This window comes from Sphingobium sp. DEHP117, assembly GCF_030867385.1.
GTDB lineage: Bacteria > Pseudomonadota > Alphaproteobacteria > Sphingomonadales > Sphingomonadaceae > Sphingobium.
This window is the reverse complement of sequence record NZ_JAPFBJ010000001.1, coordinates 871,204-895,689: the sequence shown is the minus strand read 5'-3', so window position 1 is coordinate 895,689 and position 24,486 is coordinate 871,204. Positions and strand designations below refer to the sequence as shown.

Below are 24,486 nucleotides of genomic sequence, written 5' to 3'. Positions count from 1 at the left end.
TCACAGCCTTTCGACCACGATGGCGATACCCTGCCCGCCGCCGATGCACATGGTGATGAGGCCATAGCGGCCGCCGGTGCGGGCAAGCTCGTACAGGCACTTGACCGTTATGATCACGCCCGTCGCGCCTACAGGGTGGCCGAGCGAGACACCGCTGCCGTTGGGGTTGACCTTGTCCGGGTCGAAACCCAGTTCCTTCGCCACGCCGCATGCCTGCGCCGCAAAGGCCTCGTTGCTCTCGATCACGTCGATCTGATCGAGCGTCAGCCCCGCGCGTTCGAGGGCGATCGGTACTGCCTTTACCGGGCCAAGCCCCATGACATTCGGCTCGACGCCCGCATGGCCCCAGGACAGGATTCTCGCCAGCGGCTTCAAACCTTGCTCGTCAACGGCCTTTTGCGAGGCCAGTACGACAGCGGCGGCGCCATCGTTCAGCCCGCTCGCATTGCCCGCCGTGACGGTGCCTTCCTTTTCGAAAGCGGGGCGCAGCTTGCCCATTTCCTCCAGGTTAGCATCGGCGCGGACATGCTCATCCGTATCGAAAACCACCGTACCCTTGCGCGTCTTGATTTCGACGGGAACGATCTGGTCCTTGAAGCGCCCTTCGGAAATAGCCCGCGCAGCGCGCTTGTGGCTGGTGACGGCGAGTTCGTCCTGCGTCTGACGCGTGATCTGGTGCTTGCGGGCGATATTCTCGGCCGTGATGCCCATGTGGATATTTTCGAACGGATCATGCAGCACGGCGAGCATCGCGTCGATCATCGACGTATCGCCCATCTTGGTGCCCCAGCGCACGCCCGTCATCCAATAGGGCGCGCGGCTCATGCTTTCCGCCCCCGCACCAACCGCAATGTCGCACTCACCGAGCGTGATCATCTGCGCGGCCGAGACGATGGCCTGGGCCCCGGAGCCGCAAAGCCGGTTCAGCGTCAACGCCGGCGCCTCGACCGGGACGCCCGCCTCCACCGCGCAAACCCGAGCGATATAGGCGTCCTTCGGCTCGTTAGGGATCACATTGCCCATCACGACGTGCTGGACCTTGTCCGGCGTGATGCCCGCGCGCGCGATGGCTTCAGCGATCGCGGTCTTGCCGAGCGTAGTGACGGGCACATCCTTGAGCGATCCGCCGAAATCACCGATCGCGGTTCGGGCGCCAGAGACAATGTAGACCGGTGCAGCAGTCATTCTTATTCCTTCCAGAGTCAATTAAAGCGGGATGTTATCGTGCTTTTTCCAAGGGTTTTCGAGGCTCTTGTTGCGGAGCTTGCGCAGGCCCAGCGCAATGCGCTTGCGGGTCGAATGTGGCATGATGACCTCGTCGATGAAGCCCTTGGATGCCGCCACGAACGGATTGGCGAAGCGCGCCTCATATTCCGCCGTGCGCGCCGCGATTTCTTCGGGTGTCTTGCCACGGAAGATGATCTCGACCGCGCCTTTCGCGCCCATGACGGCGATCTCTGCCGTCGGCCAGGCATAATTGAGGTCGCCGCGCAGATGCTTGGAGCTCATAACGTCGTAGGCGCCGCCATAGGCCTTGCGCGTGATGACGGTGATCTTCGGCACCGTGGCCTCGGCATAGGCGAACAGCAGTTTGGCGCCATGCTTGATGATGCCGTTGTGCTCCTGCCCCACTCCGGGGAGGAAGCCCGGTACGTCGACGAAGGTGATGATAGGGATTTCGAACGCGTCACAGAAGCGCACGAAACGGCCGGCTTTCTTGGAGGCGTTGATGTCGAGACAGCCCGCCAGCACCATCGGCTGGTTGGCGACGATGCCCACGGTGCGCCCCTCAACCCGGCCGAAGCCCGTGATGATGTTACCGGCATGGGTAGGCTGGATTTCGAAAAAGTCGCCCTCGTCCAGCGTCTTGCGGATCAACTCGTGCATGTCGTACGGCTGGTTGGTATTCGCCGGGATCAGCGTGTCGAGACTGTCTTCGATGCGGTCCCACGGGTCGGCGCTGGGCCGCTCGGGCACGCCCGCCTGATTGTTGGCGGGCAACAGGTCCACGAGGTCACGCGCGGCCAGCAGCGCCTCGATGTCGTTCTCGAACGCAATATCGGCCACGCCGGACTTGGTGCTGTGGGTCACCGCGCCGCCCAGCTCCTCCTGGGTCACAATCTCGTTCGTCACGGTTTTCACGACATCAGGGCCGGTAACGAACATATAGCTCGAATCCTTCACCATCACGATGAAGTCGGTCATTGCAGGTGAATAGACCGCGCCGCCGGCGCAGGGGCCCATGATGACGCTGATCTGCGGAATCACACCTGAGGCGAGCACGTTGCGCTGGAATACCTCAGCATAGCCGCCCAGAGACGCCACGCCCTCCTGAATGCGCGCGCCGCCCGAATCATTGAGGCCGATCACCGGCGCGCCGACCTTCATGGCCATGTCCATGATCTTGCAGATCTTCTGCGCGTGCCGCTCGCTCAGCGAACCTCCAAAGACCGTGAAGTCCTGGCTGAAGACGAAGACGAGGCGGCCGTTGACCGTGCCCGAACCGGTAACGACGCCGTCGCCGGGAATGTGCTGCTCGTCCATGCCGAAGTCGATGCAGTTATGCTCGACATACATGTCCAGCTCCTCAAAGCTGCCTTCGTCGAGCAACACCTCGAGCCGCTCGCGCGCGGTCAGGCGGCCCTTGGCGTGCTGGGCGGCAATGCGCTTTTCTCCTCCGCCCAGATGGGCGGCCGCGCGCTTTTGCTCCAGCTTCTCGATGATCGCCATTTTCGTCATGCGCTATTTTCCTCGGGCTTTCCGGTGCAGATCAGGATGCTGCTCCTTTCACCGCGTAACGCAAAGTGCAAATGTGAATTTGCAAATTTGCAAAAGATGATTTTGCAAAATAAAAGGGGCGGATGGCAAAGGGAAACAGACTTTTCGTCGGAGGCAGGCTGAGGCAATTGCGGATCGACCAGCGCATGGACCAGGCGGCGATGGCGCGCGTTCTGGGGATATCCGTCTCCTATCTTTCACAGCTGGAGAATGACGACCGGCCGCTCACCGCCAAGGTAAAGGCTGCGCTGGCAGAGGCTTATCCGATAGACTGGGCCGCGTTCGACAATCGCGAGGGCGAGCAACTGCTCGGCGCGTTTGCCCATGCGCTGGCCCAGCCGGATGTAGCGGGGCCGTCGCTGGAGGCCGAGCGGATCGAGAAGCTGCACCTCCACTTCCCGGAGTTCGCCGCACGCTATGTCGACCTGCACCGTGCTTTCCGCCAGACCAACGAGCGGCTCAACATGGTGGAGGAAGCGATTGCCAGCGACATGGCGACGCAGGCCCGCATGCCGTGGGAAATGGTGCGGGACTGGTTTCACGACACGGGCAATTATGTCCATGCGCTCGATTGCGTAGCGGAGGAGCTGCGCGCCGAGATTGCCCCCTCCGAACGCCTCGCCGAAGCGGACATGGCGGAAGCATTGCTTCGCCGGCATGGCGTCTTGCTGGCGGTTGGCGAAAGCCGCTCGACCCTGCTGCGCCATTATGACGCCAGCGCCCGGCGTCTGTTCGTGAACGCTGCCGCGCCGCCCGAAAGCCGCCGCTTTCTGATCGCGCATCAGCTCATGCGCCTGTCTGCCGCAGATATCATTGCCGATGTGGTGCGAACGGCAACGTTGTCCTTGCCGGGAGCGGACAGATTGCTGGAGGTGGGGCTGGCCAACTATGCGGCGGGCGCGCTGATGATGCCATATACCGCTTTTCGCGCCGCTGCCCGGGCTGAGCGGCACGACATCGACCGGCTGGCGCGCCAGTTCGGCGTCAGCTTCGAGCAGGCATGCCATCGCCTGTCGACGCTGCAGCGGCCTGGCATGCGCGGCATCCCGTTTTTCTTCTGCCGGGTCGACATGGCAGGCAATATCACGAAGCGGCACAGCGCCACGCGCCTCCAATTCGCCCGCTTCGGCGGCGCGTGTCCGTTGTGGATCGTGCATGAGGCCGTGGCGATCCCCGATCGCATCGTCACCCAGCTGGGCGAGACCCCTGACGGCGTGCGCTATGTCTCGATGGCGAAGGGGCTGGTCAAGCCTTCGGGCAGCTATGCCCGCGCGCCGCGACGCTATGCGGTGGCACTGGGGTGTGAGACAGAGCATGCCGCCAACTTCATTTATGCTGACGGGCTGCAGCTGCGCGATGAAGCCGCCGCCACGCCAATCGGCATCACCTGCCGCCTGTGCCCACGCCAGGGATGCGACCAGCGCGCCTTTCCGCCGACCGACCGGCCCATCCGTGTTGACCCGGACAACCGCGATGTCGTGCCTTATGCCATCGAGTGACACTCAGTTCAGCAGCGAGATGAAAAAGCGCGCTGCCACAAACAGCAGGTAAAGGCCAAAGGCCACCTCCAGCCGACGCTGGGACAGCGCGTGGGCCGCGCGCACTCCCCAGGGCGCGGCCAGCATCGAGGTCGGGATGATCAGCGCAGCACCGATCAGCGAGACATAGCCCAGTGAGAAGGGCGGGAGTTGGGGCGTGATGCTCCACCCGCCGATGACATAGCCTATCATGGCTGGGATCGAGATGATGACACCGAGGCCCGAAGACGTCGCGACGGACTGATGGATCGGCCTGCGATACAGACTGAGCAGCAGATTGGAAATCGCGCCGCCACCGATGCCGATAAGCGCCGAAGTCAGTCCGATCACGACACCATAAGCGCGCATCAGAGCCTTGCCGGGCAGCGTGTCGCCCAGCACCCAGTTCTGCCTGCCGAACAGCAGCTTGACAGACAATATTCCCGCAACCAGCACGAATACCGCTTTGAAGAGCCAGGCCGGCGCATGCGCCGCCACGACAACACCGATGATCACACCCCCCACCACCGGCGCCAGCCAGACCCGCAATACGTCCATGTCCACCGCGCCCTTGGCGAGATGACTGCGGAACGAGCGGATCGATGTGGGTATGATGATGGCAAGCGACGTGCCCACGCACAGCGGCATGCGCACATCCTCGGCAACGCCCATCAGCCGGAACACGTCATATAGCACCGGCACGATAACCGTGCCGCCGCCCACGCCGAATATCCCGGCGAGCAACCCGCTCAACACTCCCGCGCCAATCAGCGCAGCGGCCAGCAAGGCCAGGTCGGCGGGCGACATCCCGGCAATGCTCACTTCAACAGCACCAGTTCCTCGGCCATACTCGGGTGGAGCGCCACGGTGTCGTCAAAAGCCTGCTTGGTCAGTCCGGCCTTCACGGCAATCGCCGCCGCCTGCAGGATCTCAGGCGCATCGGGGCTGATCATGTGGAGACCGACAACACGATCCGTCGCAGCATCACAGATCATCTTGTAGAGGCTGCGCTCCTGCCGCCCGGCCAGCACATTCTTCATCGGCCTGAAATCCGAGGTGTAGACCTTGATCTGGCCGAGTTGCTGCCGCGCCTGGCTCTCTGTAAGCCCGACGCCAGCCAATGGCGGATTGCTGAAAACGGCTGACGGTATGCAGGCATAATCGACAGTGCGCGGATTGCCGCCGAAGACGGTGTCAGCAAAGGCGTGACCTTCGCGAATGGCGACCGGCGTCAGTTGCACCCGGTCGGTCACATCGCCGACCGCGTAGATGCTCTTTACATTGGTGCGGCTGTGCGCATCGACGACGATCGCGCCTTTATCATTGATCGCAACACCCGCGCTCTCAAGGCCGAGCCCATCTGTGTTGGGGGTGCGGCCGGTCGCGAACATTACGGCGTCGCATTCGATGGGGGGCTTGCCGTCCTTGAAGTGCGCGACGAGGCAGCCGTCATCGCGCTTTTCGATCCGGTCGAACGGGGCGTTGAAGCGGAAGTCGATGCCCTTGGTCAGGCTGATCTGGAGCAGGCGATCCCTGATCTGTTCGTCGTAGCCGCGCAAGATCTGGTCAGAGCGGTTGACGATCGTGACCTGGCTGCCCAGTGCGTGGAAGATGCCCGCAAATTCATTGGCGATATACCCCCCGCCCGCGATCACAACGCGTCTGGGTAGATCCTCCAGATGAAACGCCTCGTTGGAGGTAATGCCGTGTTCGGCGCCAGGAATATTCGGCACCACGGGCCAGCCGCCGGTGGCGACGAGGATGTACTTCGCGCTGACCGCCCTGCCGCTCGCCAGCGTGACCTCGTTCGCACCGGTGATCGTCGCGCGCTCATGAAACGTCGTGACCTTGTTGTTATCGAGCGTGTTCTGGTAGAGCCCGTTCAACCGATCGACATCGGCGAGCACATTGTCTCTCAGGGTTTTCCAGTCGAACTTCGCATTCTCGACCGTCCAGCCGAAGCGGGCTGCATCCTCGAGATCCTCCGCAAAATGTGAGCCGTAGACCAGCATTTTCTTGGGCACACAGCCGCGGATGACACAGGTGCCCCCTACCCGATACTCTTCTGCCACAGCCACGCGCGCGCCGTAGCCCGCTGAAACGCGTGCCGCGCGGACGCCGCCCGAGCCTGCGCCTATAACGAACAGGTCGAATTCGAAATCGCTCACGTGGCGTCTCCCATTGCCAGCCGGATCAGCGCCGTCGTCGAAGGATCGAAGCCTGAGGTCCCCTCCTTCTCGATCGACTTGGCGATCTCCTTGCCCAGCTCGACACCAAACTGGTCGAACGGGTTGATGCCCATCAGCACGGCGTTGGCAAAGGTGCGGTGCTCGTAAAAGGCGATCAGCGCACCGAGGGCGTGGGGCGTCACATCATCAAGCAGGATGGTGGTTGACGGCCGCCCGCCGGGATAGGCGCGTGCCGGGTCGGCCGCGTTGTCGCGTCCTCGCATCAGCGCAGCGCCCTGCGCGAAACAGTTGGTGAGCAGAACCTTGTGATGCGCCGGGTCAAGACCGTGGCCGGGCTCGATCGACGCGAGGAACTCGACCGGGACAAGGTGCGTGCCTTGGTGGAGCAGCTGAAACACCGCATGCTGCGCGTCAGTCCCCACCCCGCCCCAGGTGATCGCTGCAGTCGGGCCATCGACCGGGGAGCCGTCCGCCTTCACGCACTTGCCGTTGCTCTCCATCTCCAGCTGCTGGAGATAGGACGGCAGCAGACGAAGCCGCTCATCATAGGCGAAGACGGCGCGGGTCTGGCAGCCGCCTGCACGCGCATAATATTGATCGACGAACGCGGCGATGAGTGGTGCGTTGCCCTCGGGCGCAGACAGGCGGAAATGCCGGTCCATCTCCGCAGCACCTTCGAGCAGGCTCTCAAACGCATCCCAGCCAAGGCCGATCGCCGCTGGAAAACCGATGGACGACCAAAGCGAATAACGCCCACCAACCGACTCGTTGAAGGGGAGGATGCGTGTTTCATCGACGCCCCATTCGATCGCCTTGTCCGGCGAAGCGGTGAGCGCGATCACCTTGCCATAGGGGTCTTCCACCCCACCCTCGCGCATCCATTCGATCGCGCTGGCGGCGTTGAGCATCGTCTCTGTGGTGGTGAAAGTTTTGGAGGCGACGGCGAGCAATGTGGCCGAGGGATCGAAATCCTTCACCGCCTCCTCAAGCGCGCAACCATCGACATTGGAGACGATCGCGACATCATAGCGCCCGGCGTCGCGCCCCAGCGCATCCATCAGCAAATCCGGCCCCAGCGCCGATCCGCCAATGCCCACATGGAGGATGTGGCGGACGGGGCCGAAGCCCTCCGCCTCGATCACGTCGATCAACGCGCGCATGCGCTCATGAAGTGCTTTCGCCGCAGCGACGCTGTCCGGCGCGCCCTCTCCCCGCTCGGCGCTGTGCTCGGCGGCGCGGCCCTCGGTATTGTTGATCTTCGCACCGGAAAAAAGCTGGTGTCGCTTGCCCGTAAAATCCTGAGCCTGCGCCAGTTCGCCGAAGGCCGCCATGATCTCTGGTGTCATGTGCGTTTTCGACCAGTCAAAACGCAGCGGCCCGACGTCGCGCGTCAGCCGTTCAAGCCTGCCGGGGTCACTTTCGAAGATGGTGCGCAGATCCGGCCGCGGCAGCTTGGCAATGGCGGACAAAAGCTGCTGCATCATGATGTTACTCCTGTGAAACGAGTGCGGATGTTGCGCCCCCTCGCACGAATCACAGGCGCAGATACACGCATTTGCTTGACCTTGCCACCGCAGCAAAGCAAAGCCGTGCGCGCCAATCTCAACTTTCAGGGCATGTATGAGCGAGAAATCGGAAACGCGCGAGTTTATCACCTTTCTGCTGAAGCTCGGCCTGTTCGTGTTCGTGCTCCGCAGCTTCATCGTTGCGCCATTCAACATTCCGTCAGAATCCATGCAGCCGCGCCTGCTGATCGGCGACTATCTGCTCGTCGGCAAATGGCCCTATGGCTATTCGCGCTATTCGCTGCCGTTCAGCATTCCCCTGATACCGGGACGGATACTGGCCAGAACGCCGGAGCGAGGCGACGTGGTGGTGTTCAAGGCGCCGCCCAGCCAGAACCTCGATTATATCAAGCGCGTGATTGGTTTGCCTGGCGATGTGATTGCGATGCAAAACGGTGTTGTCATCCTCAATGGCAGGCCAGTGCCCAAGCAACGCATAGCCAATCTGGTTATCCCGGTAACGCAGAACATGATTGATGCGACCAATTCGGAGGGCGGCCTTTCGCCTTGCTATCGCCCCGAGTTCGAGATCAGCAAGGGAGAAGAGCGGCTGTGCTCTTATCCCCGTTTCCGCGAGACCCTGCCCAACGGCAAGAGCTATGAAGTGCTCGATGTCGACAGCGACGGCGCGGGCGACAACCGGGCGCCGATCACCGTGCCGGAGGGCCATCTCTTCCTGATGGGCGACAACCGCGACCGCAGCGCCGACAGCCGCTTCCCGGCGCAGGACGGCGGGGCGATCGGCCTTGTGCCGGAGGAAAATCTCGTCGGGCGGGCGCTCATCAGCGTCTTTTCCACCGACGGAAGCGCAAACTGGTTTCTGCCGTGGACATGGTTCACGGCCGCCCGTTTCGATCGCATCGGGCAGGGCTTCTGAGTTCTTCTCCATTGAACGACCCCGCGCGCCTTGAGTGGATCCGGCACCTTACTGGATGGGTTCCCCAGAAGCGCGCGCTTTTCCTGCAGGCGCTGACCCATGGCAGCGCTTCGGCCGATCATTATGAGCGGCTGGAGTTTCTGGGTGACCGTGTGCTCGGCCTCATCATAGGTGCCTGGCTTTTCGAGCTTTATCCCGATGAGCCGGAGGGCAAGCTCTCCGCGCGATTGAACCAGCTCGTCTCGCGCGAGGTCTGTGCCGAGATCGCGCGCGAAATCGGGCTGCAGGAGCACATGATCCTCGGCAAGCAGGCGCGCGATGACGGCGCGAGGGACAGTGCGAACGTCTTGTGCGATATGCTGGAAGCCTTGATCGGCGCGCTATACCTTGACGGGGGGATCGAGGTTGCAGGCCGCTTCGTCCGCTGTATCTGGAACAGCCGGGCGACCGGCTGCAACAATGCACCCAAGCACCCCAAGTCAGTCCTGCAGGAATGGGCCGCATCGCACAAGCGCAGGGCCCCGGAATACACACTTACCGAGCGCTCCGGCCCCGCGCACGCCCCGCATTTCACCGTGCTCGTGTCGATCCGCAACGTAGGCGAGGCCCAGGCCGCCGGTTCATCGAAACAAGAGGCGGAAACCGAGGCTGCGCGCAAATTACTGGAACAACTGAATGCCCTCTGAGCAAAACGCTTCCCCTCAACGATGCGGTGTCGTCGCCGTGCTTGGGGCGCCCAATGCCGGCAAGTCGACGCTCGTAAACGCCCTTGTCGGGCAGAAGGTCGCGATCACCAGCCCAAAAGCGCAGACGACACGCACCCGTGTGCTTGGCGTGGCGCTGGAAGGAGAAACACAGATCGTACTGGTCGACACTCCCGGCATCTTCGCGCCCAGGCGCAGGCTCGACCGCGCGATGGTTCAGGCGGCGTGGGGCGGCGTGCAGGACGCGGATCTCATCGCGCTGGTGGTAGACGGCAAGGCGGGACTCGGCGAGAAGGTGGAGGCGATGCTGAGCGGGCTGGAGGGGCGGCGCGAACCGAAGATCCTCATCCTCAACAAGGTGGATATTGCGGACAAGGGCAAGCTGCTGATCCACGCCCAGCGCCTGAACGAGCGCATCGCCTTTCGCGATACATTCTTCATCAGTGCCGCCACGGGCGATGGGCTGACGGAGACGAAAACCGCGCTTGCCTGCGCGATGCCCGAGGGGCCATGGCACTTCCCGGCCGATCAGGTATCAAGCGCGACCGACCGCATGCTCTCCGCCGAGATCACGCGCGAGCAGCTCTATCACCAGCTGCACGCCGAGCTGCCCTATGAGGCGGCGGTTGAAACCGAGAAATACTCCGAGCGCGCTGACGGTAGTGTAGAAATTCACCAACAGATCCTCGTCGCGAAATCGAGCCAGCGCGCGATCGTGCTCGGCAAAGGCGGGCAACGGCTCAAGGAGATCGGCTCGAAGGCGCGCGCGGAGCTGAGCCGGCTGCTTGATTGCCCGGTGCACCTCTACCTTCACGTTAAGGTGAAGGAAGGGTGGGATGAAGATCGCGGGGTCTATCGGGACATCGGGCTGGACTGGGTGGAATAGGGGAAGATCGCCTCGTCTTTCTTGCGTTTCCGCACTTGGCATCCCCTGCATTGCCCCCTATAGCGAGCGCCCACGCGGATGTGGCGAAATGGTAGACGCAGCGGATTCAAAATCCGCCGTAGCAATACATGTCGGTTCGAGTCCGACCATCCGCACCATGATTCCACGAGCCATCAGGCCAGTGTGGTGAAACCGCTGACAGCACTCTCAATTTCTGGCTCTTAACAGCCCCTTGTGCGTTGTCCTCGCGATAGAGGAGAACGCTGTAATGAAGTTGGGAATGGTTTTCGCTGCCGGATTGATGCTGAGTGCCTGCAATGCAGGCTTTGGTGATAACACCGCTGAAGAGAGGGCGTCCGCGGGAAAGGAAGCCGGTGCCGATAGCGCGCTGGCCGGCTTGGCTTTCGAAACTGTACAGGGCGATACTTCCACGCCCGCCACCCTGCCGGTTTTGCGAACCCAGGTTTTGCTGGACCGGCTGGGCTTTTCTCCGGGGGTGATAGACGGCAAGGAGGGGCAATCTTTCACGCTGGCGCTCAAGGGCTTTCAGCGCGCAAACGACCTCAAAGAAACCGGGATACTGGATGACGCCACACGCAAGGTGCTGGAGCAGTGGCGATCCGAACCGGCGGTAATGTCGGTGAAAATCCCGGCGGAGTTCGCGAACGGACCGTTCATTCCTGATTTCCCGAAGGATGAAGCGGCGCAGGCCAAATTGCCCTCGCTTGCCTATCGCAAGCTGATGGAGGCGTTGGCAGAGCGGTTTCATACCGATCAGGAAACGCTGGTGGCGTTGAATGGCCCGACGGCCAAGGTCGGCGCCGGTCAGGTCATCCGCGTTCCCGCGATCCCCAACGCGAAGGTTGACGCGCCTCCATCGGACGAACGCGGATGGAGCGGGACGTTGGCCCGGCTGGGCGTGCCTTCTACGCAACCCGAAGGCGAGAAGATCGTCGTCGATAAATCCGAAGGTGTGCTGAGGGTGCTCGGTGAAGATGACCGGCTGATCGCGCAGTTCCCGGCGACGATGGGAAGCACGCACGATCCGCTGCCCATCGGCAACTGGAAAGTGCTGGGAGTGTCCCGCAATCCGGAGTTCCGCTACAACCCCGACCTGTTCTGGGATGCCGACAAGGACGACAAAAAGACGATGTTACCGCCCGGCCCCAACGGACCGGTAGGCGTGGTGTGGATCGACCTTTCCAAGCCGCATTACGGCATCCACGGCACCAGCGCACCGGAGTCGATCGGTCGGGCAGAAAGCCACGGCTGCGTGCGCCTCACGAACTGGGATGCCGCGCGCGTTGCGCAGATGGTGCGGCCAAACACGCCAGTGGTCTTTCAGGAGTGAGCTTGGAGACGGCTCGATCCAGGCTTGTTCAATCGTAGCCGTAATCGGCATATTCTCCCTCGGCCAAATCGCTGAACTTCGTCGTCTTAGCGTCGAACTTCATGCGCACCTTGCCGGTGGCACCGTGGCGTTGCTTGGCGACGATCAGTTCAGCAAGGCCGTGAATGCGCTCCATATTCTCGCGCCAGATGGCGTAGGCCCCCTCGTCCTCCATCTTCGGCTCTTTCGCCATCTCGTAATAGTCCTCGCGGAACACGAACCAGACCATGTCCGCGTCCTGCTCGATCGAGCCTGACTCGCGCAGGTCCGAGAGCTGAGGACGCTTGTCTTCCCGGCTTTCGACCGCACGGCTGAGCTGAGAAAGGGCGAGTACCGGGCAGTTCAGTTCCTTCGCCAGCGTCTTTAACCCTCGGCTGATCTCCGAGATTTCCTGCACGCGGTTGTCGCCCGCCTTTGATGAGCCTTGCAGCAGCTGGAGATAGTCCACCACGATGAAGCCGACATTATGCCGTCGTTTGAGTCGCCGCGCGCGCGTGCGCAACGCTGCGATCGTGAGGCCCGGCGTATCGTCGATATAAAGTGGCAGCTCCTGCAGCTCTCGCGCCGCGCGGGACAGGTTCTGGAACTCCTGCCGACTGATCTTGCCCATACGGAGCGCCTCGCCCGATATCCCGGACTGCTCGGCCAGAATACGCGTGGCGAGCTGGTCAGCGGACATTTCCAGGCTGAAGAATGCCGTCCGTGCGCCCAGGTTCTTTTCCGGCGGGATGCCGTCTGCCTCATCTCGCAGCCAACGCGATGCGGCGTTATAAGCGATGTTGGTGGCGAGCGAGGTCTTGCCCATGCCCGGCCTTCCGGCGAGGATCATCAAGTCCGAATTGTGCAGACCGCCTATCTTGGCGTTGAGGCTGTCGATGCCGGTGGTGATGCCGGAGACATGCCCGCCGCTGTTGAGCGCGCGCTCCGCCACCTGGACGGCCATGGTGGAAGCCTGGAGAAAGTTCTTGACCGAGCCTACCTCGCCTTCCCCTTCCGACACACGATAAAGCGCGACTTCGGCCGCCTCGATCTGTGCCTTGGGGTCAACATCCTCGCTGGTATCGAGCGCATTCTCGACCAGCTCACGCCCGACACCCACGAGCTCGCGCAGCAAGGCAAGATCGTAAATCTGCTGTGCAAAATCACGCGCGCCGATGAGCGAAGCCCCACTTGAGGTCAGCTGCACCAGATAGGCCGAACCTCCCAGGCCCTTCAGCGCCTCGTCCTGATCAAGCATCGGTTTCAACGTCACCGGGCTGGCGATCATGTTCCTGTCAAGCAGCTTCAGGATCGCCTCATAGATGCGGCCGTGCACCGGCTCGAAGAAGTGCGCGGGCTTGAGCTTCATCTGCACATCTTCCGCGACTCGGTTGTCGATGAGCAGTGCACCCAAAAGCGCGGCTTCCGCCTCGATATTGCGCGGTAATTCCTTGGTCGCGCCCCCGGGCGCCTCCACCAGTTTCAGTGCTTCGGCCATGCGCGCGATTGTCCACCGATGCGCGGACAGATGCAAGGGTGTCCACAAGCCTGTGGATGGAATGTGGACAACAGGCCTCTTGCAATCTCCGCCCCGCCGCTCCACTGCTGGGGCCATGGCCGATCCGCGCATCATCGACATTACACTCGATCAGGAGAGCATCATCTGGCGCAGCGCGGATGTGGAGCAGGAGCGCAGAATTGCGATCTTCGATCTGCTGGAAGAGAATTTCTTCAAGCCGGTGCGCGAGCATGAGGACGGCTATGCGGGGCCATATAAAGTGCGCCTGTCCGTGCAGGAAGGGCGCCTCGTTATCGAGATCGACAGGCAGGACGGCACGCCGCTGGAGGCGGTAATCCTGGGGCTGGGCCGCTTTCGCCGCTCAATCAAGGACTATTTCGCGATCTGCGACAGCTATTTCCAGGCGATCCGACAGGCGACGGCACAGCAGATCGAAACGGTCGACATGGCTCGACGCGCGATCCACAACGAGGCGGCGGAAACGCTGATCGAGCGGCTGGACGGCAAGATCGAGGTCGACTTTGATACCGCCCGGCGGCTGTTCACGCTGATCTGCGTGCTCCATATCAAACAATGAGCAACATGAGCCGAGCGAAAAAGCGCGCCCTTGTGGTGCTGATGCTGGTCGTGCTGATCGCGGGGGTCGGGGCATTCGGGTGGCGTACGGCGCAAAGCTGGGCGCCGCCGCGCACTGAGTTTCCGATGCAGGGCGTGGCGCTATCGGCTGCTCAAGGCGCAGTGGAGTGGGGCAGCCTGATCGTGCACAACCCCGACTTTGTGTATATTCGCGCGGTCAATGGGCGGCAGGGCCGCGACGCGCGCTTTGCCGCCAATCTCGCCGGCGCCCAACGTGCCGGCATACGCTATGGCGCGGAGATCCTGTTCGACCCCTGCGGACGCGCGAGCGAGCAGGCAACGGCGTTCCTCACCACTGTTCCCCGGGATGCCGCAGCCCTGCCCCCCGCAATCAGGCTGGACGGCGCGCCCACTTGCGCGCCCGCACCGGCGGCAGATAAGGTGGTGAGCGAACTCAACACGTTGATAAACCTCGTCGAGGCGCATATGGGCAAGCCCGCCGTGTTGCACGTCTCGGCACAGGCAGAGGTGCTCTATGCCATCAGCACCCGCCTCAACCGTACGCTCTGGCTCGATCGCGCATTCCTGAAACCCAACTACGCCAGTCACGGCTGGGTGATGTGGACCGCCAACAATGCGCGGCGCGTCGAAGGGGTAGACGTGCCTGTCGAGTGGGTCGTGGTTGCCGATTGAGGGCGGGCTTGCAGGGCGACTTGTTCCGCTCTAGGCAAGCAGGCGCATTCACACAGAACGAGAACCATACCGCATGTCGATCCTCTCAGACCGCTGGATACGCGAACAATCGCTCGAACATGGCATGATCGAGCCGTTTGTTGACCGGCAGCAGCGGGATGGCTGTATCAGCTATGGTCTTTCGTCTTACGGGTATGACGCGCGGGTGGCAGACGAATTCAAGATCTTCACCAATGTCGACAGCGCGGTGGTGGATCCCAAGAATTTCGACGGCAAGTCACTGGTCGACCGCAAGACCGATGTCTGCATCATTCCGCCCAACAGCTTCGCACTCGCGCGCACGGTCGAATATTTTCGCGTGCCCAAGGACGTGCTGGTGATCTGCCTGGGCAAATCGACCTATGCGCGCTGCGGCATCATCGTGAACGTCACGCCGCTGGAGCCGGGCTGGGAGGGACATGTGACGCTGGAGTTTTCCAACACCACCCCCCTGCCAGCCAAGATCTACGCCAATGAGGGTGCGTGCCAGTTCCTGTTCCTGCAAGGCAATGAGCCGTGCGAAGTCACTTATGCCGATCGCGCCGGGAAATATATGGGGCAGCGTGGGGTAACGCTGCCAAGGTTGTAAGCCTCTGGCGATCGACAGCGGTAGTGTTTCGGTAACTATAATAATACAGAGAAATGAAGCGACTGCGTGGCAGGATGCCAGGCAGGAAAGGCTTCGCTTATGCAGATCGACGAACTTGCGCGCCAACATCGCGACCTCGGCAATATAGCGGCCGAGCTGCTCCATGCCGTCAGCGCGCCCGAGCCGCGCCCGGTAGCAGCGGTGCGCTGGCGCCTCGCACGCGCACTGCTGGCCCATCTCGCATTGGAAGACAGCTATCTCTACCCCGCGTTGATCGGGTCGAATAAGTCTTCGGTTTCGGGCCTTGCCGCCAGCTATCGGCGTGAAATGGGCGATCTTGCGCCGATGTTCCGCAATTATCTCGCCGAGTGGACCGAATTGCGGATCGCAAAGGAATGGTCGCTATTCGCTGAGGAAACGAGGCAGATCCTCGCCGCATTGAGCCAACGGATCGTGCGCGAAGATCAGAAGCTATATCCTGCGGCTCGGGCAGCACTCGGTGTGGCAGAGAACATCCCGGTGCGGAGCAGCCCCGGCAGCCAAGATCGAAACGCAGCCTGATCCAACCCTACGAAAAAAAGGGCGCCCAATCGGACGCCCTTTTCGTATCCGCCGAAGCGAACCGCTTACTTCTTGAGCGTAAGCCCACCAAAGCGCTTGTTGAAGCGGGCAACCTGACCACCCTGATCGATGTTGCGCGTGCCGCCGGTCCATGCGGGGTGCGACTTGGGATCGATTTCCAGCGACATCGTGTCACCTTCCTTGCCCCAGGTCGAGCGGGTCTGGAAGGTGGTGCCGTCGGTCATCTGCACCGTGATGAAATGGTAATCGGGGTGGGTATCCTGCTTCATGTCATGCTCCATAGATGGCCGGTTCCGACCGGCCTCAAGCGTGGGTAACGAAAATTCGAGCGCCGCCCTTAACCGCCGAGGCTGGAAAAGGCAAGAATTATACGCGGAAGCTCAGTTTTTCGGCGCTTCCGATATCATCGCGGTGCACTGAGCCTCGGCGCAGAGCTTGCCCTCGACATAGGCCTTGCCCGAAAACTTGCAGATCGAGCCGCGCACTTGCGTGAACTCGATGTGAAAGTCGATCAGGCAGCCCGGCTCTACCGGCTGACGGAACTTCGCGCCGTCTATGCCCATGAAATAGACAAGCCGCCCGGTGCCTGCCAGCCCCAGCGATTCGACCGCCAATATCCCCGCAGCCTGCGCAATTGCCTCGACGATCAGAACGCCGGGCATGATTGGCCGCGTCGGAAAATGGCCCTGAAAGAACGGCTCGTTCACCGACACCGCCTTGACCGCGTGGATCGAGGTGTTGGGCACCATCGAAACCACACGGTCGATCAGCAGCATCGGATAGCGATGCGGCAGGGCGGCCATAACGGCTTGCACGTCCATCGGGCCGCGTGCCCCCGCCGCGTCCTTCTCCCCCTCGCTCATCGTCTGTCAGCGCCCTGTCGGAGCGGCCTTGGCAGGCGCGGCCGGAGCTGCGGCGGCAGCCGGTGCGGCGGGTGCAGCCTGCTGGGCCTGGCCCGGTTGCCAGCCAGCGGGTGGCACGATGCCGACAGCGGGTACGAGCGCGTTCAGCTCAGTCACCACCATCTGGGTGATGTCAACGGCAGGCTGATACGAAACAGTCGCTTCAGGCGAGAGCACCAAATCCACCTTTGCCTTGCTCATCGCGCTCTTGAGCGCATCATTGAGCTTGGCACCGATCTGCTCTTCCACATAGGCGTTGGCCAGTGCGACCGGCTGGCTCAGGCGCTGCAATTCGGCCTGTGCTTCCTGTTGACGACGCTGGAGAGCCTCATATTGGGTCTGGAGAGCAGGCGAGGGTTTGCCACCGGCGGCCTTGAGGCCTGCCTGAAGCGCGTCTGCTTTCTGCTTCATCTCCGCCTCAAGCGCGGTGCGGCGCGTATTGAGGCTGTCGATCGTGCCCTTATAGGTCACCTGCATCTGGCTGCGCGCGGTTGTGGCGGCAGCGCTCCCATCGATCGCCTGACCGATATTGACGACGGCAATGCCGAGCTTGGACTGCGCCAATGCCGGGGCAGGCACGGCGGCCAGCGCGAGGCTGAACGCGGGCGCGGCCGCCAGCGCGAACTTCGAAAAAGTCTTCATCAGAATTGAGTCCCTATATTGAAGGTGATGAGTTTGGTGTCGTCCCCTGGTTCCTTGAGCAGCGCCTTGGCGATATCGATACGGAACGGGCCGAATGGCGAGTTCCAGTTAATGCCGAAACCGACCGAAAGGCGCGGCGCGAGCGTGTTGCCGACATAAGTTTCCTCGAAGGCGTTACCGATATAGGTCACGTCTTGGTACGGCGTATTCGGGCCGGAGGGCTGGATATTCCCCTCCACACACGATCCGTTGAATGCTTGGCTCGCCCGCACTGTGCTGCCACCAGTCTGAGTCTTGGTCGTGCCGTCTGCGCCGACAGTGCCAGTAGCGATGCTGCAATATCCCTGGAAGTTCGCCGTCGCCGGCCTACGCAGCTTACCGACAGCGCCGACATCCATGAAGATCGAAGGCCTCAGCCCCAGCTCACGCGCGCCGGAACCGAGCGGTATCTCGATCTCGGCATGGGCGAGATAATAGAGCCTGCCACCGAGCGCGTCGTCAGTTTTTTGCCCGTTACCGGTAAAGCCGCTTGGGCCATAGGAGCCAAATTGGCGGATCACGCGCGGCCCGACACCACGGATGTCGAAACCGCGCAGCTGCGGCTCGCCAAGGAAGAAGCGATCTGTGAGGCGCACCTTATCGACAGCATAAAGCTGGCCGTTGGTATCAGCGGCATAGCGCTGTTTGCCGAGGCCATGGATATACCCGGCCTCTCCGGTCACGGCGAGCACGAAGCCGCTACCCAGACCGAACCACTTGCCCGCATTCACGCGGCTGCGCACATATTTCACGCTGCCCCCCAGCCCGGCGAAATCCTGGCTGAAGACCAGGTTGTTGCCGCGCGTAGGGCGGAGGCGGTTGTCGCGGTTGTCAAAAATCCACGAATATCCGATCGACGATGTCGTCCGTTTGCCGATCGCGTCACACAAATAGCGCCCGGCAAGCAACGGATCGCACTGGCCGTTGGTGTAATAGATGCTGCGATCCAGCGACACGTCGTCGAAATTGAGGCCGTAGCGCAGTGCGAGCGAGGTATACTCGGTCAGCGGAACGCCCGCGCGTATCTGAAACCCGGTCGTCACCTGCTGATAGGTGCGGCTGCGGTCGTTGTTGCTCAAATAGCGGAAGCTGTTCTGGTCCCGGCGGAAAATGTCTCCGCCCAGCGCGATGTTCCGGTCGAACAGATAGGGCTCTGTAAAACCGACGTTCACGGACTTGGAATATTTGGAATAGTCGACGCTGGTGCTCAGTTCCTGCCCCTTGCCGCGGAAGTTGCGCTGTGTGACAGAGGCGGAGAAGATGATGCGTTCAAGGCTGGAATAACCAGCCGACAGTGACAGCTCACCGGTCGATTTTTCCTCGACGTTGGTTTCCAGCACGATCCGGTCCGGAGCCGAGCCGGGCTTTTGCTCGATATCGAGCTTGTCCTGGAAGAACCCGAGCGACCGGAGCCTGTCCTTGGTGCGCTTTACCTGAAAGCTATTGAATGCGTCGCCCTCGGCCAGACGGAACTCACGGCGCACCACCTTGTCCTGCGTCAGCGTGTTGCCGTTGATGTCCACCCGCTCGACATACACGCGCGGCGCGTTGCCGATGCGAAACGCGATGCCCATCGTTCGGCTGTCCTTGTCACGCTGGAAGTCCGGATCGACATTGGCGAAGGCATAGCCGAACAGGCCAGCGGTCTCGCTCAGCTGATCGACGGTATCCTCGACCTTCTTGGCGTTATACCACTCGCCCTTTTTCATCGGCAGCATCGCGGTCAGCCGATCGCTCGGCAGCTCGCGAATGTCGCTTTCCACCTTAACATCGCCGAACTTGTAGCGTTCGCCTTCCTCGACAACATAGGTGATGATGAAATCCTGCTTGTCCGGCGTCAGCTCCGCCACGGCGGACACGACACGGAAGTCGGCATAGCCCTGCGTCAGGTAGAACTGACGCATCTTCTGCTGGTCATACGCCATGCGGTCGGGGTCATAGCTGGTGCCGGATGAGAAGAGCCTATGCCAGCGCGCCTGCTTGGTGGCCATCTCGCCGCGCAGCTTGCCATCGTCGAACACGTTATTGCCGATGATGTTGATCTGCCGGACCTTGGATTTCGGCCCCTCGTTGATCTCGAAAACGATATCCACGCGGTTCTGGTCAAGCTTGACCATCTTGGGTTCCACCGTGGCAGCGAAGCGCCCCTGGCGGCGATACAGCTCGATGATGCGGGCCACATCCGCGCGCACCTTGGAGCGGGTGTAAATCTGGCGTGCGGCCATCTTGATTTCGGGCCGGATCTTGTCTTCCTTGACCCGCTTGTTGCCTTCGAGCACGATACGGTTGACCACCGGATTCTCGGTGACGATGACCGTCAGCGCGCCATTATTGTCGCGGATCTGAACGTCGGCGAACAGCTCTGTTTCGTAAAGGTCGCGTAGCGCGGAGTCCAAAGTCTCGCGCGTGTAGGAGTTGCCAATGCGCAGCTTGGTATAGGAAAGGATCGTCTCTCCTTCCAGGCGCTGGTTGCCTTCCACGACGATGTTGCTGATGGTCCGCGTGGCAGCGGGCGGCGCGGCCGCTTCGGCGGCTGGGGCGGCGGCCGGGGGCGGAGCAACCTGCGCAACGGCGGGGGCGGACAGGACGATGCCGCCGAGGATCGTCCCGGTCAGCAATGCCTTTGCCATATATCTGTCTTGTCTCACGCTAACCCCAATCCTGTCCGAAAACCGATGCCGCCCATGCCCTGCCCGATATGCGTCAACCAATCAAGCGTGACAGGCTCTTCCACAGCCCGAATGACCCCAAATCGTTGAAGGTCACCATGATCATCAGCGTCAGCAGCAAAGCGAGACCTGAGCGATAGGCCCATTCCATCACCCTCGGGCTGACCGGCCGCCGCTGCGCCGCCTCGACCGCATAGAAGAGCAAATGTCCACCATCGAGCATGGGGATTGGCAATAGGTTGATGAACCCCAAGTTAATCGAGATCAAGGCCATGAAAAACAGGAAGCTGGGTAGCCCCATCATAGCCGCCTGGCCCGAGATATCCGCGATTTTCAGCGGCCCGCCCATCTCTGTGACGGGGCGACGGCCGGTGATGATCTGGCCCATGCCGTCGAGCCCGGTCCGGGTGACGTCAACCGCCTGACGAAAACCGACCACCGGCGCTTCGAGGATGCCCACCGGCTGAAGCGTCACCGCACTCGATCCGACACCGAGCAGGCCGACACGATAGATGTTGCCAAAGCGATCCTTTTCGATCCGGACGCCTGCGGCAATATCCCGCTCAAACCGCGTGCCATTGCGCTCGATCACATAGGGCAGCACCTCATCCGGCCTCAGGCTGACGATGCCGGAGATATCCCGGAAATCCTCGATCTCACGGCCCATGATGCTGACGATGCGGTCCCCCGTCTTCAATCCGGCCTTCTCCGCCGCGCTGCCTGCTGCCACCCTGCCGATGACCGGCTCGCTCACCGGCGTGCCGTAGGTCATGGCGAGGCCACCGAGGATCAGCACCGCGAACGCAAGGTTGATGAACGGCCCGGCGGCCACGATCGCCATGCGTTGCCATACCGATTTGGCGGGGAAGCTCTGCGCGCGCTCTACCGCCGGCAGGGCGAGCCATGCCGGGTCGGTCTGGCTGGCCACGCCCATATCGCCCGCGAACTTGACATAGCCGCCCAAGGGAAGCGCCGCGATGCGCCACCGCGTCCCGCGTCGATCGACCCACGCTGCGATTTCCGGCCCGAAGCCGATGGAAAACACCTCCGCCTTCACACCACACCAGCGCGCGACCAAATAATGCCCCATCTCGTGCACGAACACGAGTGGGCCGATCACGGCGATGAACGCCAGCACCGTCATCAGAAAACCGGGGGAAGCCATCAGACCGTCACACTCTCCACCATACCGAGTGCGCTCAATCGCGCTTCCCGGTCGATCTCCAGCACATCGGCAATCGTGGCTGGTTTGGTGCCGCTATAGCCGGAGACGGCGCGCTCAACAATGGCGGCGATGTCGAGAAAACCGATCCGCCCATCCAGGAATGCTGCGACGGCGATCTCGTTGGCCGCATTCATCACGGCAGGCAGTGCGCCCCCCGCCTCCCCGGCCGCTCGCGCGAGGCGCAGGGCAGGAAAACGCGCCTCATCTGGCTGCTCGAAGTCCAACCTGCCTATGCTGGCGAGATCAAGGGGCGCGCTCGGCCCCTCCATCCGGGTGGGCCATGCGAGCGCATGGGCGATCGGCGTGCGCATGTCGGGTGACCCCAGCTGCGCCAGCGTTGAGCGATCCTGATATTCGACCATCGAATGGATCACGGACTGCGGATGCACGAGGATTTCGATGTTGCGAATGCCGACAGGGAACAGGTGCGCTGCCTCGATCAGCTCCAATCCCTTGTTCATCATCGTTGCGCTATCGATGCTGATCTTCGCGCCCATGGACCAATTGGGGTGCCGCACCGCCTGCTGGGGCGTTACCCGCGCCATCTCGTCAAGCGTCATCGTGCGAAACGGCCCGCCACTGGCGGTAAGAATGATCCGCCGGACCTGGCTGAGGCTCCCGCCCGCGAGGCACTGGAAGATCGCGTTATGCTCGCTGTCCACCGGCAGCAATGTCGCCCCCGAGGCCCGCGCCGCCTCCATCATCAGGCCGCCGGCAGAGACCAGCGATTCCTTGTTGGCGAGCGCGACTGTCTTGCCGCCCTCCAGCGCTGCGAGCGTCGGCTCCAGCCCCGCGCAGCCGACAATGGCCGCCATCGTCCAGTCCGCGCCGAGGCTAGCAGCATCGACCAGCGCCTGCGGCCCTGCCGCAGCTTCTACGCCGGACCCTGCAAGCGCGGCCTTGAGCGACGTGTAATGCGCCTCGTCGGCGATCACCGCAAGCCGCGCGCCGTGCGCAATGGCGCACTGCGCCAGGGCCTGTGGGTCGCTGTTGGCTGTCAGCACGAGCAGTTCGTAAGCGTCGGGCGCGCGCGCGATCAGATCAAGCGTCGAAGTGCCGATACTTCCTGTTGCGCCGAAGATGGAAATACTGCGCCGCGAGGATGTCACAATATGACGATCCACGAAAAGATGCCCGCCACGATGGCGACCGGGAGCAAGCCGTCCAGCCGATCAAACAACCCGCCATGTCCGGGGATCAGCGTGCCGCTGTCCTTCACGCCCGCGCGGCGCTTCATCCAGCTTTCAAAGAAATCCCCTGCCTGCGCCAGCACAGCAAGCACCGCACCGGACATCATCATCATCACCAGTGTCGGCATATGATCGCGAAATACCTGCGCGATCGGGTCCGGCCCGCCAAGCACGGTAGACTTGGATTTGACGAACGCCGCGAGCATCACCAACACGGCGTAGGTCATACCACCATAGAGGCCCGCCCATGTCTTGGACGGACTGATGGCGGGGGCGATTTTCGGCCCTCCAAAGCGCCGCCCGGCGAAATAGGCCCCGGTATCGGTGGCGATGACGAGGAGAATTATCAACCAGCGCAGTTCAGGCGGGCAGAGCAGAAGCCCAAAGCATGCCGCGCCTATGTAGGCCACGCCACCCACCATCCACAGCGTGCGCGAGACCGCGTCCTGCGTGATGCGTACCACCAGGCCCCAATATTCCCACATCAGTGCGAGGCCGATTGCCCACACGAACAGTGCGAAAGTGACACCTCCGGCCCAGAGCGCCAAGGCCGCAACCAGCACCATGGCGGCTGCGGACACGGCGCGAACCCGCAGGTCAGACCCGGCGGCGCTTCCTCCTGCCGATGGCCCGGCGCCCACCATCACAGCCCCCCGTAGCGCCGCTCACGCGCGGCGAAGCTGTCAAGCGCAGCCTCCAGTGCCTTTTTGTCGAAATCCGGCCAGAGCGTATCCGTGAAATACAGCTCGGCGTAGGCGGCCTGCCACAACAGGAAATTGGAAAGACGCACCTCGCCCGACGTGCGGATGAGGAGGTCGAGCGGAGGAAGGCCTGCCGTGTCCAGTTCCGCCGCGATCGACTCGGGCGTGATGGTCCCTTTTGCGGCGGCTTTCGCCGCTGCCCGCGCCAGCTCGTCCTGAGAGCCGTAATTGAGTGCAATGACGAGGGTGCAGCCGGTATTGCCACTCGTCCGCGCCAGCGCGCCCTCGATCAGATCGGCCGCTTCGCCATCGAACGCGCGATAGTCACCGATGACCCGCAGCCGGACATTGTTGGCGTGAAATTCTTCCAGATCCGCGCGGATGAAATGCTTCATCAGGCCGGTGAGGTCTGAAACTTCCTCCTCCGGCCGCTTCCAGTTCTCCGACGAAAAGGCATAGAGCGTGATGCATTCCAGCCCCAGCTCCCGCGCGGCGCGCACCGTCTTTCGCACGGCCTCGACGCCTGCCTTGTGCCCGGCTACGCGCGGCAGGAAACGCTTCTTTGCCCAGCGCCCGTTGCCATCCATGATAATGGCCACATGGCGCGCACCGTGGGTAGGGCCGGAACCGCCGGCGGCAGATACAGACGCGGATGCTGCTTTACTGGCCAAGGATTTCTTTTTCCTTGTGCGCGAGGGCGGCGTCGATCTCGGCGATCGTGCTGTCGGTCAGCTTCTGCACATCGGTCTCGGAGCGCTTCCGCTCATCCTCGCTGATCTCGCCCTTCTTCTCGTCCACCTTGAGGTTGTCATTGCCATCGCGGCGCACATTGCGCACGGCGATGCGGGCCTTCTCGGCATATTGACTGGCAAGCTTTGCCAGTTCCTTGCGCCGCTCTTCGGTCAAGTCGGGGATCGGCAGGCGCAGCGTCTGGCCGTCCGTGATCGGGTTGAGGCCGAGCCCCGCCGACCGGATCGCCTTTTCGACCGGAGTCACGTTGCTGCGGTCCCACACCTGAACCGAGAGCATGCGCGGCTCCGGCGCGGAGACGGTCGCCACCTGGTTGAGCGGCATATGCGCGCCATAGACCTCGACATTGACCGGATCGAGCAGCGACACGTTGGCACGGCCGGTGCGCAAGCCGGAAAGGTCACCCTTGAGGGATTCCACAGCGCCCTTCATGCGCCGTTCCAGGTCTGCCTTGTCAAACTGGGCCATTTCGCTCTCCTTATCGC

Annotated in this window: 24 protein-coding genes and 1 tRNA gene; 10 read left to right on the top strand and 15 right to left on the bottom strand. The window is 62.3% G+C overall.

What is annotated here, in order from left to right; genetic code table 11:
• The gene (locus OOT33_RS04450) at positions 1-1,185 is read right to left on the bottom strand and encodes a beta-ketothiolase BktB (RefSeq protein WP_307748803.1); all 1,185 of its coding nucleotides are present in this window, start codon (positions 1,183-1,185) and stop codon (positions 1-3) included.
• Between the two features lie 21 nt (positions 1,186-1,206).
• Entirely contained in the window at positions 1,207-2,739 is a 1,533-nt protein-coding gene (locus tag OOT33_RS04445) for a carboxyl transferase domain-containing protein (protein ID WP_307748802.1), read from the bottom strand.
• Between the two features lie 122 nt (positions 2,740-2,861).
• On the opposite strand from OOT33_RS04445, the gene OOT33_RS04440 reads away from it, so the two are divergent.
• Positions 2,862-4,277 (top strand): short-chain fatty acyl-CoA regulator family protein, encoded by a 1,416-nt coding sequence (locus OOT33_RS04440; RefSeq protein WP_307748801.1) that lies wholly within the window; start codon positions 2,862-2,864, stop codon positions 4,275-4,277.
• Between the two features lie 3 nt (positions 4,278-4,280).
• Here the strand turns inward: OOT33_RS04440 and OOT33_RS04435 are convergent, their stop codons facing one another.
• The 3 genes from OOT33_RS04435 to pgi are packed head-to-tail and all read right to left on the bottom strand — an operon-like array spanning position 4,281 to position 7,968.
• Positions 4,281-5,102, bottom strand: coding sequence for a TSUP family transporter (locus OOT33_RS04435; RefSeq protein WP_307748800.1), 822 nt, complete (start codon positions 5,100-5,102; stop codon positions 4,281-4,283).
• Positions 5,103-5,113: 11 nt separating this feature from the next.
• A complete protein-coding gene (gor, locus tag OOT33_RS04430; RefSeq protein WP_307748799.1) occupies positions 5,114-6,463 on the bottom strand; it encodes a glutathione-disulfide reductase in 1,350 nt (449 codons plus the stop codon).
• A complete protein-coding gene (pgi, locus tag OOT33_RS04425) occupies positions 6,460-7,968 on the bottom strand; it encodes a glucose-6-phosphate isomerase (protein WP_307748798.1) in 1,509 nt (502 codons plus the stop codon). The genes gor and pgi overlap by 4 nt, the downstream gene beginning before the upstream one ends.
• A gap of 136 nt (positions 7,969-8,104) precedes the next feature.
• On the opposite strand from pgi, the gene lepB reads away from it, so the two are divergent.
• From lepB to OOT33_RS04400, 5 genes are all read left to right on the top strand, one after another.
• The gene (gene lepB / locus OOT33_RS04420; RefSeq protein ID WP_307748797.1) at positions 8,105-8,926 is read left to right on the top strand and encodes a signal peptidase I; all 822 of its coding nucleotides are present in this window, start codon (positions 8,105-8,107) and stop codon (positions 8,924-8,926) included.
• An 11-nt stretch (positions 8,927-8,937) separates the two neighbouring features.
• Entirely contained in the window at positions 8,938-9,612 is a 675-nt protein-coding gene (gene rnc / locus OOT33_RS04415; protein ID WP_307748796.1) for a ribonuclease III, read from the top strand.
• Positions 9,602-10,516 carry a GTPase Era gene (gene era / locus OOT33_RS04410; protein WP_307748795.1) on the top strand — a complete coding sequence of 305 codons (915 nt, stop codon included), beginning with the start codon at positions 9,602-9,604 and terminating at the stop codon, positions 10,514-10,516. Before rnc ends, era begins: the two co-directional genes overlap by 11 nt.
• A gap of 74 nt (positions 10,517-10,590) precedes the next feature.
• Positions 10,591-10,674, top strand: a tRNA-Leu gene (locus tag OOT33_RS04405).
• Between the two features lie 122 nt (positions 10,675-10,796).
• Positions 10,797-11,867 carry a L,D-transpeptidase gene (locus OOT33_RS04400; protein ID WP_373690524.1) on the top strand — a complete coding sequence of 357 codons (1,071 nt, stop codon included), beginning with the start codon at positions 10,797-10,799 and terminating at the stop codon, positions 11,865-11,867.
• 28 nt (positions 11,868-11,895) lie between these two features.
• Here the strand turns inward: OOT33_RS04400 and OOT33_RS04395 are convergent, their stop codons facing one another.
• Positions 11,896-13,383: a replicative DNA helicase gene (locus OOT33_RS04395; protein ID WP_307748793.1), complete on the bottom strand. Its 1,488-nt coding sequence runs from the start codon at positions 13,381-13,383 to the stop codon at positions 11,896-11,898.
• A gap of 115 nt (positions 13,384-13,498) precedes the next feature.
• Between OOT33_RS04395 and OOT33_RS04390 the strand changes: the two genes are divergently transcribed.
• The 4 genes from OOT33_RS04390 (at position 13,499) to OOT33_RS04375 (ending at position 15,862) form a co-directional block, all read left to right on the top strand.
• Positions 13,499-13,981: a UPF0262 family protein gene (locus OOT33_RS04390; protein ID WP_307748792.1), complete on the top strand. Its 483-nt coding sequence runs from the start codon at positions 13,499-13,501 to the stop codon at positions 13,979-13,981.
• A gap of 5 nt (positions 13,982-13,986) precedes the next feature.
• A complete protein-coding gene (locus OOT33_RS04385) occupies positions 13,987-14,673 on the top strand; it encodes a GH25 family lysozyme (RefSeq protein WP_307748791.1) in 687 nt (228 codons plus the stop codon).
• 73 nt (positions 14,674-14,746) lie between these two features.
• A complete protein-coding gene (gene dcd, locus OOT33_RS04380; protein ID WP_307748790.1) occupies positions 14,747-15,301 on the top strand; it encodes a dCTP deaminase in 555 nt (184 codons plus the stop codon).
• Between the two features lie 99 nt (positions 15,302-15,400).
• The gene (locus OOT33_RS04375; protein WP_307748789.1) at positions 15,401-15,862 is read left to right on the top strand and encodes a hemerythrin domain-containing protein; all 462 of its coding nucleotides are present in this window, start codon (positions 15,401-15,403) and stop codon (positions 15,860-15,862) included.
• 65 nt (positions 15,863-15,927) lie between these two features.
• Here OOT33_RS04375 and rpmE read toward each other — a convergent pair whose 3' ends face one another.
• From rpmE to frr, 9 genes are all read right to left on the bottom strand, one after another.
• Positions 15,928-16,152 carry a 50S ribosomal protein L31 gene (gene rpmE / locus OOT33_RS04370; RefSeq protein WP_307748788.1) on the bottom strand — a complete coding sequence of 75 codons (225 nt, stop codon included), beginning with the start codon at positions 16,150-16,152 and terminating at the stop codon, positions 15,928-15,930.
• A 111-nt stretch (positions 16,153-16,263) separates the two neighbouring features.
• Positions 16,264-16,746, bottom strand: a complete 483-nt coding sequence (fabZ, locus tag OOT33_RS04365; RefSeq protein WP_307748787.1) for a 3-hydroxyacyl-ACP dehydratase FabZ — start codon at positions 16,744-16,746, stop codon at positions 16,264-16,266.
• 6 nt (positions 16,747-16,752) lie between these two features.
• Positions 16,753-17,427, bottom strand: coding sequence for an OmpH family outer membrane protein (locus OOT33_RS04360; RefSeq protein WP_307748786.1), 675 nt, complete (start codon positions 17,425-17,427; stop codon positions 16,753-16,755).
• Entirely contained in the window at positions 17,427-20,096 is a 2,670-nt protein-coding gene (bamA, locus tag OOT33_RS04355; protein ID WP_307748785.1) for an outer membrane protein assembly factor BamA, read from the bottom strand. Before bamA ends, OOT33_RS04360 begins: the two co-directional genes overlap by 1 nt.
• A 73-nt stretch (positions 20,097-20,169) precedes the next feature.
• Positions 20,170-21,303, bottom strand: coding sequence for an RIP metalloprotease RseP (gene rseP, locus OOT33_RS04350; protein WP_307749296.1), 1,134 nt, complete (start codon positions 21,301-21,303; stop codon positions 20,170-20,172).
• Positions 21,300-22,484 (bottom strand): 1-deoxy-D-xylulose-5-phosphate reductoisomerase, encoded by a 1,185-nt coding sequence (locus OOT33_RS04345; protein ID WP_307748784.1) that lies wholly within the window; start codon positions 22,482-22,484, stop codon positions 21,300-21,302. Before OOT33_RS04345 ends, rseP begins: the two co-directional genes overlap by 4 nt.
• Entirely contained in the window at positions 22,466-23,194 is a 729-nt protein-coding gene (locus OOT33_RS04340) for a phosphatidate cytidylyltransferase (RefSeq protein WP_307748783.1), read from the bottom strand. The genes OOT33_RS04345 and OOT33_RS04340 overlap by 19 nt, the downstream gene beginning before the upstream one ends.
• Complete coding sequence (gene uppS / locus OOT33_RS04335) at positions 23,194-23,922, bottom strand: polyprenyl diphosphate synthase (protein ID WP_373690492.1); 729 nt, start codon at positions 23,920-23,922, stop codon at positions 23,194-23,196. The genes OOT33_RS04340 and uppS overlap by 1 nt, the downstream gene beginning before the upstream one ends.
• The gene (frr, locus tag OOT33_RS04330) at positions 23,912-24,469 is read right to left on the bottom strand and encodes a ribosome recycling factor (RefSeq protein ID WP_307748782.1); all 558 of its coding nucleotides are present in this window, start codon (positions 24,467-24,469) and stop codon (positions 23,912-23,914) included. The genes uppS and frr overlap by 11 nt, the downstream gene beginning before the upstream one ends.
• Positions 24,470-24,486 lie beyond the last annotated feature (17 nt).